The sequence below is a fragment of the Cellulomonas humilata genome, from assembly GCF_030814415.1.
Classification (GTDB): domain Bacteria; phylum Actinomycetota; class Actinomycetes; order Actinomycetales; family Cellulomonadaceae; genus Cellulomonas; species Cellulomonas humilata_A.
Genome location: NZ_JAUSVB010000001.1, coordinates 98402 through 112616, shown reverse-complemented (window position 1 = coordinate 112616; position 14215 = coordinate 98402). Strand labels below are relative to the sequence as shown.

Below are 14215 nucleotides of genomic sequence, written 5' to 3'. Positions count from 1 at the left end.
GCAGTCAGCCCCGGTGGAGCCGGTGCAGACCGGCGACGGCCTGCGTCAGCACCTCGTCGCGCTTGACGAACGTGAACCGCACCCAGGACCGCAGCGCGCGGTCGACGTCGGAGCCCGCGTGCGTGAAGGCGGTGACGGGTACGCCGACCACCCCGGCCAGCCCCGGCAGGTCCCGGCACAGGGCTGCGCCGTCGGCGTACCCGAGGGGCGCGGCGTCGGCGAGCACGAAGTAGGTGCCCTGCGGCCGGACGACGGTGAAGCCCGCGTCCTCGAGGCCCGCGCACAGCAGGTCCCGACGCCGCGACAGCGAGTGCGCGAGCTCGACCACCCAGGCGGCGACGTCGGGGTCCCGCAGCGCGAACGCGACCGCCGGCTGGAACGGTGCGCCGTTGACGTAGGTGAGGAACTGCTTGACGGTGCGGACGGCGGTGACCAGCGGCTCCGGTCCGGTGACCCAGCCGATCTTCCAGCCGGTGAACGAGAAGGTCTTGCCGGCCGAGGAGATGGTCAGCGTCCGCTCCGCCATCCCGGGCAGGGTCGCGATGGGCACGTGGGTGGCTCCCGACCCGTCGAGCACCAGGTGCTCGTACACCTCGTCGGTGACGACGAGCGCGTCGTGCTCGACGGCGAGCCGGGCGATCGCGGCGAGCTCGTCGCGGGTCAGCACCGTCCCGGTGGGGTTGTGCGGGGTGTTCACCAGGACCAGCCGGGTCCGCGGGGTGAACGCGGCGGCGAGGGCGTCCAGGTCCAGGCGGAAGCCCTCGGCGGTCGCGACCAGCGGCGCGGTCGTGTGGGTGGCGCCAGCGAGCGCGACGACGGCCGCGTAGGAGTCGTAGAAGGGTTCGAGCGTCAGCACCTCGTCACCGGGGCCGGCGAGCGCGAGCACGGTGGCCGCGAGGGCCTCCGTCGCGCCGGCGGTGACCAGCACCTCCCGGTCGGGGTCCCAGCGCAGCCCGTAGTGCGACGCCTGGTGCTCGGCGATCGCTGAACGCAGCGCCGGGATCCCCGGGCCGGGCGGGTACTGGTTGGCGCCGGCCGCGATCGCGTCCGCGGCGGCCTGCGCGACCGAGGCGGGGCCGTCGACGTCGGGGAACCCCTGCCCGAGGTTCACCGCACCCGTGCGGGCGGCGAGCGCCGACATCTCGGCGAACACGGTGGCCCGGGGGACGTCGTCGTCGCCCATCAGCCCGGTCGCGCGGGCGACGTCCTGCCAGCGAGGTGGGGTCATGCGACGAGGCTAAGGGGTGCCGAGGGCGACCCGTCGGCGACGGGTCGGGAGCGCAGGTGCGCTCAGACCACCAGTCCGGCCGCGGCGGTCAAGCCTGCGACCACGACGAGTGCGAGGGACGCCCAGGCTCCGACGATCCACCACTCCACGTGGTGTCGCCGCAGAACCCGCTGCGCCTGTCGTTCGGCCATGCTCTGAAGATCGGCACGGGATCGCTCAGGTACAACATCCCGCGCCGATGAGCGTGGAATTCACCCGAACACCACGCAACGGATCGCCGTCCGGGCACAGATGGGCGGCGATCCGTGCTGTCCCCTGCGCGTGGCCGCGCAGCTTCAGCTTCCGGCAGCGGTCTCGAGCTTGTCGCCGAGCGTCGTGAGCTGCTGCGCGAGCTGGTCGAGGGAGTCGGCGGCCTCGCCGGCGGCGTTCGCCTTGGCGGCGTCGAGCTCCGCCCTGGCGTCGGCGACCTGGGCCTCGGCGTCGGCCAGCGCCTGCTGCGACGCGGCGGTGCCCTCGGCCTCGGCCTGCTCGAGCGCCGCCTGGGCGTCGGTGACGGAGGCCTGCGCGGCCGTGACGGCCTCCTCGGCCTGCGCCTTGGCGGAGTCGTCGAGCGACTCGAGCTGCGCCTTGGCGTCGTCGATCCTCTGCTGGGCGGCGTCGGCCTCGGCCTTGGCGTCCTCGACCTGCGCCTTGAGGTTGTCGATCGCGCTGCGGGCCTCGCTCGCGGCGTCCTTGGCCTGCTGTGCGGCGTCGTCGATGTCTCCGTCGGAGCACGCGGCGAGGCCGAGCGCGAGGAGTGCGGCGACGACAGGGGCGCCGGCGCGGGCGAGTCGCGGGCGGATCGGGCTCGTCGGGGCGGGCATGGCGTCCTCCGGGGGTCGGGGTGGGTGCGGGGTGGTCCCACAGTCTGCCCGCGTAGCGGCCGACTCGCCTAGCGACGACATGCCGACGCCCCGCCGGCTGGTGCACGGCGGGGCGTCGGGGGCGAGCGGCTAGGACGCGGGGGAGGGGACCCGGTCGGTCGCGAGCTGCTCGCTGCGGCGGCTGCGGACGTCTGTCAGCGACGTGCCGTAGTAGGCCGCGGTCATCAGGTCCTTCATGTCCTCGATCATCGGCATCCGAGGGTTGGCGGGGGCGCACTGGTCCTCATAGGCACCCATCGCGACCTCGTCGAGCCGGGCGAGGAACTCGTGCTCGTCGACACCCTGCGCGTGGAACGACGCGGGGATGCCGACCTTGGCCCGCAGCGACTCGACGGCCAGCGCGTACGACTCGACGCCCTCCGCAGGGGTCGACGCGGGGAGTCCGAGCATCGCGGCGAGCTGCTGGAACCGCTCGGGTGCGACGTAGTGCTCGTACTTGGGCCAGCTCGTCAGCTTGGTCGGGACCGTGCCGTTGTAGCGGATCACGTGCGGCAGCAGGGTCGCGTTCGTGCGGCCGTGCACCAGGTGGTACGTGGAGCCGACGACGTGGGCCATGGCGTGCACGATGCCGAGGAACGAGTTGCCGAACGCCATGCCGGCGATGGTGCCGGCGTTGTGCATGGTCTCGCGGGCGTCCTGGGTGGCCGGGTCGTCCGGGTCGCCGTTCACCGACGTCGCCAGGTTCTCGAAGATCAGGCGCACGGCCTGCATCGCCATGCCGTCGGTGAAGTCGTTGGCGTAGACGCTGACGTACGCCTCGGTGGCGTGCGTGAGGGCGTCGAAGCCGGAGTCGGCCGCGAGCGACGGCGGCATCTTCGACGTCAGGACCGGGTCGATGATGGCGACCGACGGGGTCAGCGCGTAGTCGGCCAGCGGGTACTTCTTCCCGGTGGACGGGTCGCTGATCACCGCGAACGGCGTCACCTCCGCACCGGTGCCCGAGGTGGTCGGGATGCACACCAGCTGCGCGAGCTCGCCCAGCACGGGGAACTTGAACGCGCGCTTGCGGACGTCGAAGAACTTCTGCTTGAGGTCGGAGAAGTGGATCTCCGGGTGCTCGTACAGGAGCCACATGACCTTGGCGGCATCCATCGGCGAGCCACCGCCGAGCGCGATGATCGTGTCGGGCCGGAAGTGGCGCATCTGCGCGGCCCCGGCCTGCACGGTCTGCACCGACGGCTCGGGCTCGACCTGGTCGATGATCTGCAGGGCGACCTTGGTCGACCGACGGTTCAGGACGTCGATGATCTTGTCGACGAACCCGAGGGTCGTCATGGTCGCGTCGGTCACGATGGTCACGCGCTCGACGTCGGGCATGTCCGCGAGGTACCGGATGGCGTTCGGCTCGAAGTACGTCTTGGCCGGCACCTTGAACCACTGCAGGTTGTTGTTGCGACGGCCGATCCGCTTGATGTTCACCAGGTTGACCGCCGAGACGTTGTTGGACACCGAGTTGTGGCCGTAGGAGCCGCAACCGAGCGTCAGGGACGGGATGAACGCGTTGTAGATGTCGCCGATCCCGCCGAGCGACGAGGGCGCGTTGGCGATGACCCGCACGGCCTTGACCCGGCTGCCGAACTCCTCGGTCAGCGCGTCGTCCTGGGTGTGGATCGCGGCGGAGTGGCCGAGGCCGTCGAACTCGACCATCTTCTCGGCCAGCTGGATGCCGTGCTCCGTGGACTCGGCGCGCAGGACGGCCAGCACCGGGGCCAGCTTCTCGCGCGTCAGGGGCTCCTGGGGGCCGACGCCGCTGACCTCGACCAGGATGATCGAGGTGTCCTCGGGGACGGTGAAGCCGGCCTGCTGCGCGATCCACTGCGGCGTCTGACCGACGACCGACGCGTTCAGCTTGGCCTCGCCGCAGTTCTTGCCGTTGGCCTTGACCCCGAAGATGAACGACTCCAGCAGCGCCTTCTCCTTGGTGTTCGCCCGGTAGGCGTGCAGGACGGCGAACTCCGCGAGCGCGGCGTCGTAGATGACGTCGTCGATGATCACGGCCTGCTCCGACGCGCAGACCATGCCGTTGTCGAACGCCTTCGAGAGCACGACGTCGTTCACGGCCCGCTTCAGCTTCGCGGTCTTCTCGATGTAGGCGGGCACGTTCCCCGCGCCGACGCCGAGGGCCGGCTTCCCGCACGAGTACGCGGCCCGGACCATCGCGTTGCCGCCGGTGGCCAGGATGAGCGCGATGCCCGGGTGGTGCATCAGCGCGGTGGTCGCGCCGATCGACGGCGTCTCGACCCACTGGATGCAGTGCTCGGGGGCCCCGGCGGCCACGGCGGCGTCGCGGACCACGCGGGCGGCGGCGACGGAGGACGCCTGCGCGCTCGGGTGGAAGGCGAACACGATCGGGTTGCGGGTCTTCAGCGCGATGAGCGACTTGAAGATGGTCGTGGAGGTCGGGTTGGTCACCGGGGTGACGCCGCAGATGACACCGACGGGCTCGGCGATCTCGGTGATGCCGGTGAGGTCGTCGCGGGAGATGATCCCGACCGACTTGAGGTTCGCCATCGAGTTGGTGACGTGCTCGCACGCGAAGATGTTCTTCACGGCCTTGTCCTCGAACACGCCTCGGCCGGTCTCGTTCACGGCGAGGAGAGCGAGCTCTCCGTGCTTGTCCAGCGCGGCGACAGACGCCTTCTTGACCAGGTGGTCGACGTCCTCCTGCGTGAATCGCGCGTACTCGTCCAACGCCTTCGAGGCCTGGGCCACGAGCTGGTCGATCGCTGTGTCGATGTCGCTGCCTGTCGTGCTGACGGTCGTGCTGACGGTCCTGCTGGAGGTCACCGTTCATCTCCCTGTCGAGGCTTCCGGGCCCCCTTCGACCCGCTGACCTCGACGTTACGGAACGCGGGTGGCGCCCGTGATGGGCCGAAGGTCCTCGGGACACACGACGGGCCGGTCCCCGGGTGGGGGCCGGCCCGTCGTACGCGAGCGTTCTGGTTACCGCTGGAGGGTCAGCAGACCCGGCCGGTAGGGCAGGTTGTTGTAGTCGGGGTTCACGTTGGGGTCACGACCCTGGTAGAGCAGCTGCAGGTTGCAGGGGTCGATCGTCTTGGTCTGGTCGGGGTTGGACCGGACCAGGTCACCGTGGCTGATGTCGTTGGTCCACGTCGCGCCGCTGTTGGCCTTGCCCGCGAACGGGTTGCTCTCGCTGGCGGCCTGCGGCGTCCACGTGCCGTCGAGGCTGGAGGACGTGAACGAGCGGAAGTACCGCCCGCCCGAGCCCATCGCCTCGACGATCATCAGGTACTGGTTCTGACCGGCGACCTTGTACACCTCCACGCCCTCGAACAGGTTGGCCTGGGTGTCACTCATGATCGTCGTGTAGCTCGACCCGAAGCTGCTCGGGAAGTTCCCGATCGGCATGCTCGCCCGGTAGATCTTCCCGTTGTCGCCGGCGAAGAACAGGTACATGTTCTGCCCGTCACCGATGAGCGTCTGGTCGATCGGACCGGTTCCGGACCCGGAGATGCTGCCCGTGAACAGCGGCTGCGGCGACGACCACGAGTTCACGTTCGTCGGGTCGGTCGAGGTCCGGTAGATGAACGGCCACTGACCCCACTGGTAGGCCAGCACCCAGATGTTCTTGGGCGCGAAGTAGAACAGCGTGGGTGCGACCGTGCCCGACGGGAGCGCGTTCTGGCTCGCGCTGGCCATGTCCGACCAGTTGGTGAACGGGGTGAACGCCATCGAGCCGTAGTTGCCGTTCGCGACGTTCGACGCGTACACGATGTGCTTGCCGTTGTAGACGACGTTCGTGAAGTCCTTCAGCGACGTCCAGCCCGACTTCGGCTGGGCCAGGACGCCGGAGGAGGTCCACCGGTAGCTCGACGGCAGGGAGCACGTCGGGTTGCTGGTGGGCGTCGGGGTCGGGGTGGCGGTCGGGGTCGGGTTGGTGGTCGGCGTCGGAGTCGGGGTCGGAGTGGGTGTGACACCCCCGTTGCACACTGTCCCGTTCAGGCTGAAGCTCGTCGGCGACGGGTTGCTGCCGCTGTACGCGCCGTTGAACCCGAACTCGATGGTCCCGCCCGCAGGGATCTGCGGGTTGTAGCCGACGTTCTTCGCCGTGACCTGGTTGCCGCTCTGCGTGGCGGTCGTGCTCCACGCCTGCGTGATGGTCTGGTTGCCGGGGAAGGCCCAGTTGAGCGTCCACCCGTTGATCGCCGACCCCAGGTTGGTGATCTTGACGCTGGCGGTGAAGCCGGTGCTCCACGAGGTCGCGGTGTAGCTGACCGAGCAGCCCGTGCCGGGTCCCGAGGTCGGCGTCGGGTCGGGCGTGGTGGGAGTGGGGTTCGGCGTCGTCGGGTTCTGGGTCGGCGTCGCCGCGTTGAGGGCGTTCAGGACCGAGGTGTAGGCGGCCTTCTTGTTGCCCGAGGAGTCGAACAGCAGCGGGTTGGCCCCGGTGCGCCACGAGTCGTTGTCCCGCACGCCCCACACGGTGATGCCGGTGCAGCGGGCCACGGCCAGGCACGCCCGGGTGACGGTCTGGTAGATGTTCGCCTGGTTGCCGCCCTGCTCGACGTCGAGCTCGGTGATCTGCACGTCCACGCCGAGGTCCGCGAACCGCTGGATGTTCGCCTGGTAGTCGCTCGCGATGGTGGTGCCCAGGTGGCTCTGGAGGCCGACGCAGTCGATGGGGACGCCACGGGACTTGAAGTCCTTGACCATGTTGTAGATGCCGGTGGACTTCGCGTTGATGCCGTCGGTGTTGTAGTCGTTGTAGCAGAGCTTGGCGCCGGGGTCGGCGGCCCGGGCGGCGCGGAACGCAGCCTCGATCCAGTCGTTGCCGGTGCGCTGCAGGGCGGAGTCACGACGGCCGCCCGAGCCTCCGTCGGCGAACGCCTCGTTGACCACGTCCCAGGAGTGGATCTTGCCCTTGTAGTACGTGGCGACCTTGGTGACGTGGTTGATGGCGGCGTTGCGCAGGGCGCTGCCGGACAGGTTCTGGGCCCAGCCGGGCATCTGGTTGTGCCAGAGCAGGGCGTGGCCGCGGACCTGCTTGCCGTTGTTCCGGGCCCAGTTCACGATCTGGTCGCCGCGGCTGTAGCTGAAGGAGTTCTGCGAGGGCTCGGTCGCGTCCCACTTCATCTCGTTCTCGGCCGTGATCATGGTGAACTCACGGTTGGCGACCGTCGTGTACGTCGAGTCGCTCAGCTTTCCCGCGGCGATCGCGGTGCCGTAGTACCGGCCGGACTGGGCGGCGGCCGCGCCGAGCGTGCTGGCGGCTGCCTCCGCGGGGAGAGCCGCGGCCAGGCCGGCCGCGGCCACCGCGAGGCTCAGGGATGCGGCGACGAGGGAGCGTCGCCCTCGTCGTGGTGTCGTGGTCATGGAGCACCTCTCTGGGAGCACCGCCCGGGGGTCCGGCGGTGTGTGCTGTCGGCCGGGGAGCTCGCGGACGGACGGCATCGGGCGCCCACGAAGCTGCAGGTCGCACGGCTGGGTACCGTGAGAACAGCCGTGTGAGCGCTCACATTTGCACGACGGTGGGTGGGGGACCAGGGGCAAAACGTTTCGCCTTTTAACGATCCAAGGTGGGCGCCGCAGGGTGGCTAGCGCCGCTGCACGCGGGTGACCCACGACGACGACAGGCTCTCGTCCTCCAGGTCGAGCTCGCGCATCATCCGGCGCATCACGGCCTCGTCGAGCTCCCCGGAGTCCCGGCGGTCCATGAGGACCTCGCGCTGCGCGGCGACGATCTCGCGGCGCAGCCGCTGCGTGCGCAGCCCCTCCTCGGCGGTGGGCACCTGGGAGGTGCTCACCTGACGCATCACGCCGGTCAGCCCGGTCGGCTCGTCGGGCTCGTCGGGCAGCAGCTCGTCGGCCGAGTCCGGGTCGAGCATGACCGCGGCCGCGGTCGCGCGGGCACGCCAGGCCCCGGACATGCGGTCGATGAGCTCGTCGGCGCGCTCCGGTCCGAGGTGCGCGCTCCAGTCGTCGCGCTGCCGCTCCAGCACCTCCTGCACCGCGTCGGCCGTCGCGACCCGGACGGCGGCCTCCTGCGCGGCGTCGCGTGCGGTCTCGTCGGCCGACCCGACGCCGAGCCGCCGGATGACCCACGGCAGGGTCAGCCCCTGGACGAGCAGCGTGCCGATGGCCACGGTGTACGCGGCGAGCTGGATCGTCGCGCGCTCGGGGAACGGCTCACCCGCGCTGGTCAGGGGGATGGCGGCCGCGGCGGCGAGGGTCACCACGCCACGCATCCCGGCCCAGGACACGACGGCGGACTCGCGCGGCGACAGCGAGTCCCCGGGTGGTCGGTGGCTGCCGCGCAGGCGCAGGTGGTCGAACCGTGCGGTGACGAAGATGTAGGCCGGGCGCACCAGGATGGCGACGAGCAGGACGAGGAGGGACACCGCGATCCCGTGCCTGAGCCCCTGGTCGGAGGCGATGACGTCGCGCACCACCCACGGGAGCTGCATGCCGATGAGCGCGAACGTGAACGCCTCGAGCAGCAGGTCGACGGTGGACCAGATCGGCTCCTCGTAGAGCCGGGTGGCGTAGCCCGCCCGCGGGGAGGTGTGGCCGAGGTACAGGCCCGCCGCGACGACCGCCAGCACGCCCGAGCCGGCCAGCGCCTCCGCGGACCAGTAGGCAGCGAACGGCGTCAGCAGCCCGATCGCGGAGGCGACCACCGGATCGTCGAGCCGCAGCCGGACCATGTGCACGACGAACGCGATGACGAGCCCGACCGCCACCCCGGCGCCCACCGCGAGCGCGAAGATGGTGAGCCCCTCGGCGAACGCCCACGCACCGGTCGCGACGCCCGCGAGGGCCACCTTGTAGAGCGTGAGGGAGGTGGCGTCGTTGATGAGGCTCTCGCCGGACAGGAGCGTCATGACGCGGCGGGGCAGGCCGAGGCGCTTGCCGACGGCCGCCGCGGCGACCGCGTCCGGCGGAGCGACGACTGCCCCCAGCACGAGCGCGGCCAGGAACGGGACGCCGGGCTCCATCCACCAGAACACCAGCGCGACGGCCACTGCGCTGACCAGCACGAGCCCGACGCCGAGCCGGGTGATCGAGTTCAGCGACGTCCGGAAGTCGCGGTAGGAGCTCGACAGCGCCGCGGAGTAGAGCAGCGGCGGGAGCACGAAGTCGAGCAGGATCTCCGGCTCGATCTCGAAGCGCGGGATCCCCGGCACGACCGAGACGACGATCGCGGCGGCGACGAGGACCAGGGGAGCCGGCCACCCGCGCCGTCGGCACACCGCGGTGACCGCGACCGCGCCCGCGACCAGCAGGAAGACCTCGACGCTGTGCACGCAGAGCCCTCCGTCCGCCCCGTGCTGCTCCTCGCCGACCCTACAAGCGGGTCGCGGCGACGGTCAGGTCAGGAGCCCGGCGCCCGGCCAGGGCCAGCGCGACCCCGACGGCCGCGACGACGATCCCGACGACCGCGAGGACCCCCGCCGACGACGGCGGGATGCCCAGGTGCACGGTGATGCCGAGGATCCGCGAGAGACCCCACGGCAGGAGTGCCATCTGGTCGTTCCAGATGGTCAGCGCCCTCTCGAGACCGATCACCGCCACCCCGCCGGCCACGACCGCGAGCGCAGTCCCGCCGGCCACGAGCGTCGCGCCGAGGGACCGGGTGGTGCCCAGCCCGTAGGCGCGCCGGAGCACCAGGGCGACGACGACGAACAGCCAGCAGAACGCCGCGAACGCCACGGTGATGTACGCCGTGCGAGCGGCGGGGTCGGTCCAGAAGCCGAACCAGTAGCGCCCCGGACCGCGGACCACGAGCGCGACGAGCAGAATCACCGTGCGCAGCAGCACCACGCCGCCGAGGGCCGCCCACAGGTGGAACGGGTCCCGGCCGCGCACCACCCAGCGCAGCACTCCGGCGAGCACGAGCCAGGCGCCGAGCGTGGCGACGAGGTGCGCGGGCGCCGCGAACCACGTGTACACGCAGCGACTGAGCACGAGGACGACCGCGGGCAGCGCCCACACGAGGACCCGGTCGGCGCGGGTGGTCGGGGCGGGCACGTCACCGAGCCGCCACGGGCGGGTGGCCGCGACGACCAGCGCTCGCAGTGCTGCCGCGCCCGGGAGGCGCGCGGACGTGAACCCGAGCACCAGCACGACGACGACCGCGAGCAGCAGGCCGCGGGCCGCCCAGGCCATCGCGGGATCCCGGTCGGCGCGGTCGCTGCCCAGGTCGGCGGCCGTGAAGAGGTACGCGGGCAGGTCGAGGTCACCGGAGTACCGCTCCACGTGCGCGGCGCGCGCCGCCCGGTAGTCCTGCTCCGCGGCACGCCACTGGTCGTGCGCAGTGGCGCTGCCTGTGTCGAGCCACTCCGCGTGCCGGAGCACCGTCTCGCGGTACGCCGCGAGCGTGCCCAGCAGGTCCGTCTCGTAGTCGAGCGCGTCGACGAACGACCGGTAGAGCTCGGGGGAGTGCCACGTGTCGGGGGAGGTCGACGCGACCTGCTCCCGCATCCCCGCGGACACCTCCGCCGCCCCCGCGCCGTCGGCGATGGCGACGTCGAGACCGTCGCGGCTGACCTCGTAGATGCTGTCGAGGGCCGCGGAGTCGCCGGTGACGATGTCCCACTCGAAGATCCACATCATCGGCGGCGGCTCGAGGCCGAGAGCCTTGACCGTCTGCTCCGCGAACGGCTGGATGTACAGGCCGCGGGTGATCGCCTCGCGCGACCTCGCGAGCGCCTCGGTGATCTCCGTGGACGTCGCCGGGTCGGACGACAGCGTCTGCCGCACCCAGTCGCCGGTCACCTGCGACGGCTCCAGGTCGGGGTCCCACGCGAGCCGTGCGGTGCCGTAGGTGTTCAGGTCGTACATCTGCCAGAACCCGGTCCGCAGGTACAGCGTCATCGGTCCCGCCCGCAGCGGGCCGCCGTCCTGGGTCCAGTTCCAGACGCCCTCCACGTGCGGGTTCGCCGCGAGGAACTGCTGCAGCGCCTGGGCCTCGTCGGCCACCAGGTCGTTGGGCAGGGCGCCGAACCCCTCGAACTCCCGACGCGCCTGGAACTCGACGATGCGGCGGTGCGACCCGGTCTCGAGCGTCGGGTTGAGCGGGAGGTGGCTGTAGAAGTCACCCATCGTGTACTTGGTGGACACGATCAGGTGCGGGTCGTCGATCCCGCCCAGCACGGCCTCGTAGGACTTGGGGTTGGTGTGCAGGTCACCGACCGCCCCGACGCCCACGGTCCACGTGCGGAAGATGATCTCGCGGTCGTGCGCGCTCGCGGTCTCCAGCAGCGCATTCAGCATCGCCTGGACGGAGGACTGGGACGTGACCGCCAGCCGCGACGAGAAGTCCCAGCCGGCCTGGTAGACCGCGCCGCCCTCCCCCACGCGGACCATGAGCCCGTCGACGAACGGCATGCTCTCGAACAGCTCGGACAGCCCCGCCTGGTAGACCGACCACAGCGCGGGGTCGTCGACGTCGAGACCGCCGACCGTCCGCTCCAGGTACGCCTCCAGCGGCGGCGAGACGGCGAGCATGTCGGTCAGCAGGTAGACGTGCATCCCCATGTCCTGCGCGTAGGCGAAGACCGGGCCGAACGCCTCGACCATCGCCTCCGCCCGGGCCACGTGCGGGTCGCCCTCGGGGTAGACCTCGTGCCCGTCACCGACGCCGCTGAACGTCACGTACTCGAGGAACCCGGGCACGACGACGCCGTTGTACCCGTGCCGCAGCGCGTGCTGGACCAGCTGGCGGAACTGCGCGTCGATCTCGTCGACGACGTCCTGGTCCACCCACGGAGCCTCGGGCAGCACGGCGCCGGCGACGACGTCGGTGTTGAGGGAGTAGTCGGTGCCGGTGGCGAACGCTGCCGGGTCGGCCTCGCGGCCCACCGAGCCCGAGTCGACGAGCCGCAGGCCGAGGCGGGGCTCGACGGCCGCGCCGTCCGCCGGGAGGGCGGCACCGGAGCGGATCCGGTCGGCCAGCGCGTAGAGGCCGGCGGCCGCACCGGCCGTCTCCGACGCCTCCAGGACGAGCCGGCCGGCCGTCCGCACGCGGTACGCCTCGGCGGAGTCGGTGAACGGCGGCACCAGGCTGACCGTCAGATCGGCGTCGCCCGTCCCGACACCGACGGTCGGCGCGGGCAGCCCGCGGGTTGTCAGCGCGTCGCTGACGGCCGAGGCCGCGAGCGCCACCTGCTCGCCGGCGGGCACGTCGATCGTGGCGATCGCGGGCGCGGGGACCAGTGGGTCGAGGTCGACGGCCGACACCGCGGCGGGCGGGGTGTCGGCGGGCTCGTAGCTCAGCCCGAGGGCCTGCCCGACGCCCACGGCGACCAGGGCGCCGAGCGCGAGGACGACGAGGGCCGCGACGAAGGACGGCCAGGCACGGGAGCGGGACACCGGCGCAGTGTAGGAACGCTTCCTGAGTCCCTGTGGCGGCGGTCACAGGCGCCGCAGGATCAACCGGACGAAACGCCCGGCCGACGTCACCCGATCGGCCTACCGCGCCACTCGTCGGCGAGCAGCGCGTACGTCAGGCCGTCGACCCAGCCCCGCGACCGGTGCAGAGCGTCACGGACGCTGTGCTCCTCGCGCCGCATGGCGAGCCGCTCCATCAGGCGCCACGACGGCTCGTTCTCGGCGAAGCAGACCGCCCGCACCCGTCGCAGGCCGAGGTCCTCGAAGCTGATCCGGAGCAGCTCGGCGACAGCCTCGGTGGCGTAGCCCTGACCGCCGTGCTCCGGGTCGAGCACCCAGCCCAGGGTCGCCTGGCGAGGCCGCTCGACGTCGCGCTGCGACCAGGAGTCCTCGAGCTGCAGCATCAGGTCGCCGATGATGCGTCCGTCGAGCTCGATCACCAAGGTCATGGCGAGGCGGTCGGGGTCGCGGAGGCGGGCGACGTAGGCGTCGCGCTCGCCGACGTCGTGGCTCAGCCAGTCGTCGACACCCGGGCGCCGACGCACCTTCCAGATGGCGTCGGCGTCGTCGGGGGTCGCCGGCCGCAGCGACAGGCGGGCGGTGCGGACGGGCCAGGGGACGGCATCGAGGTCCTGGGGCATGGCGGCATTCTCGCGGAGGGCACCGACAGCGGTGACGACCTGCCGCGGCGCGCTCCCGCTCACCGGCAGCCAGCGCGTCGTCGAGCGGACGAGGCCGGGACGACGCGCCGCCTCAGGCCAGTCCGTCCAGGTAGCGCAGGATCAGACCCTCGCGCAGCGCCCACGGCGACACCTCGAGCTCGGCGAGCCCGAAGGCCCGCATCGTCTCGGCCAGCACGATGCCGCCCGCGACGATCTGGAACGTCCGGTCCGCGGTGATGCCGGGCAGGGCGGGACGCGCGTCGGCGGGGATCTTCGCCAGGCGCGGCACCCAGTCCTCCAGCTCGGTGCGCCGCAGCAGCCGGCGGTCCTGCGGGCCGACGCCGTCCGCGCGGGAGCCCGCCAGGCGGGCGAGCGAGCGGATCGTCTTGGACGACCCGACCACGTGCGCGGGATCGGGTCGGTCGGCGAACCGCGACCGGGCCTCCCGCAGCTGCTCGCGCGCGTGCTGCCGGAGCGCGGTGACCTGGTCGGCGGTGGGCGGGTCGTCGTGCAGGAAGTTCACCGTCGAGCGCCCGGCGCCCAGGGGGAGCGAGACGGCCACGTCGGGGAACTCGCTGCCGCCGGCGGCGAGCTCGAGCGAGCCACCGCCGATGTCGACGAGCAGGATCTCGCCCGCCGACCAGCCGAACCAGCGCCGGACCGCGAGGAACGTCAGGCGCGCCTCGTCGTCCCCGGTCAGCACCTGCAGCCGGACCCCGGTCGTCGACTCGACGAGGGCGAGCACCTCGGGACCGTTCGCGGCCTCGCGCACGGCGGACGTGGCGAACGGGAGCAGCTCCTCGATCTCGGCGGCCGCCCCGGCGGCGACGGCGTCGGCCACCGCGGTGACGATGGCGTCGACGCCCTCCGCGCTGATCGCGCCCGACGGCGTGAGGTAGCGCATGAGGCGCAGCACGGACCGGTGCGACGACTGCGCGACCGGCGGCCCGCCGCGGTGGGCGTCCACGACGAGCAGGTGGACGGTGTTCGATCCGACGTCCAGCACCCCGAGTCGCATGACTCGCACGCTACGGCCTCCCGGTGCGCCACAGGAG

At 71.8% G+C, this 14215-nt stretch carries 9 protein-coding genes; all 9 read right to left on the bottom strand.

Going from position 1 to position 14215, the window contains the following annotated elements; all coding sequences use genetic code 11:
* Nucleotides 1-4: 4 nt before the first annotated feature.
* The 9 genes from J2X26_RS00495 to J2X26_RS00455 all read right to left on the bottom strand — a co-directional run bounded on the left by J2X26_RS00495 (nucleotide 5) and on the right by J2X26_RS00455 (nucleotide 14178).
* Complete coding sequence (locus tag J2X26_RS00495; protein ID WP_307488868.1) at nucleotides 5-1228, bottom strand: pyridoxal phosphate-dependent aminotransferase; 1224 nt, start codon at nucleotides 1226-1228, stop codon at nucleotides 5-7.
* Nucleotides 1229-1290: 62 nt separating this feature from the next.
* On the bottom strand, nucleotides 1291-1419 hold the full coding sequence (locus tag J2X26_RS00490) for a hypothetical protein (protein ID WP_055917908.1): 129 nt from the start codon (nucleotides 1417-1419) through the stop codon (nucleotides 1291-1293).
* Between the two features lie 144 nt (nucleotides 1420-1563).
* The gene (locus J2X26_RS00485; RefSeq protein ID WP_307488865.1) at nucleotides 1564-2091 is read right to left on the bottom strand and encodes a hypothetical protein; all 528 of its coding nucleotides are present in this window, start codon (nucleotides 2089-2091) and stop codon (nucleotides 1564-1566) included.
* Between the two features lie 129 nt (nucleotides 2092-2220).
* Complete coding sequence (gene adhE / locus J2X26_RS00480; RefSeq protein ID WP_307490669.1) at nucleotides 2221-4887, bottom strand: bifunctional acetaldehyde-CoA/alcohol dehydrogenase; 2667 nt, start codon at nucleotides 4885-4887, stop codon at nucleotides 2221-2223.
* Nucleotides 4888-5094: 207 nt separating this feature from the next.
* Nucleotides 5095-7482 carry a non-reducing end alpha-L-arabinofuranosidase family hydrolase gene (locus J2X26_RS00475; protein WP_307488862.1) on the bottom strand — a complete coding sequence of 796 codons (2388 nt, stop codon included), beginning with the start codon at nucleotides 7480-7482 and terminating at the stop codon, nucleotides 5095-5097.
* Between the two features lie 221 nt (nucleotides 7483-7703).
* On the bottom strand, nucleotides 7704-9413 hold the full coding sequence (locus J2X26_RS00470; protein WP_307488860.1) for a cation:proton antiporter: 1710 nt from the start codon (nucleotides 9411-9413) through the stop codon (nucleotides 7704-7706).
* A gap of 40 nt (nucleotides 9414-9453) precedes the next feature.
* Nucleotides 9454-12480 (bottom strand): hypothetical protein, encoded by a 3027-nt coding sequence (locus J2X26_RS00465; protein WP_307488858.1) that lies wholly within the window; start codon nucleotides 12478-12480, stop codon nucleotides 9454-9456.
* A gap of 86 nt (nucleotides 12481-12566) precedes the next feature.
* On the bottom strand, nucleotides 12567-13139 hold the full coding sequence (locus tag J2X26_RS00460) for a GNAT family N-acetyltransferase (protein WP_307488856.1): 573 nt from the start codon (nucleotides 13137-13139) through the stop codon (nucleotides 12567-12569).
* A 112-nt stretch (nucleotides 13140-13251) separates the two neighbouring features.
* On the bottom strand, nucleotides 13252-14178 hold the full coding sequence (locus J2X26_RS00455; protein WP_307488854.1) for a Ppx/GppA phosphatase family protein: 927 nt from the start codon (nucleotides 14176-14178) through the stop codon (nucleotides 13252-13254).
* Between the last annotated feature and the right edge of the window lie 37 nt (nucleotides 14179-14215).

Bases quoted from the DNA above. Each gene is read 5' to 3' on its own strand.
- J2X26_RS00495 (WP_307488868.1), bottom strand. From the start codon at position 1,228: ATGACCCCACCTCGCTGGCAGGACGTCGCCCGCGCGACCGGGCTGATG.
- J2X26_RS00490 (WP_055917908.1), bottom strand. From the start codon at position 1,419: ATGGCCGAACGACAGGCGCAGCGGGTTCTGCGGCGACACCACGTGGAG.
- J2X26_RS00485 (WP_307488865.1), bottom strand. From the start codon at position 2,091: ATGCCCGCCCCGACGAGCCCGATCCGCCCGCGACTCGCCCGCGCCGGC.
- J2X26_RS00475 (WP_307488862.1), bottom strand. From the start codon at position 7,482: ATGACCACGACACCACGACGAGGGCGACGCTCCCTCGTCGCCGCATCC.
- J2X26_RS00460 (WP_307488856.1), bottom strand. From the start codon at position 13,139: ATGCCCCAGGACCTCGATGCCGTCCCCTGGCCCGTCCGCACCGCCCGC.
- J2X26_RS00455 (WP_307488854.1), bottom strand. From the start codon at position 14,178: ATGCGACTCGGGGTGCTGGACGTCGGATCGAACACCGTCCACCTGCTC.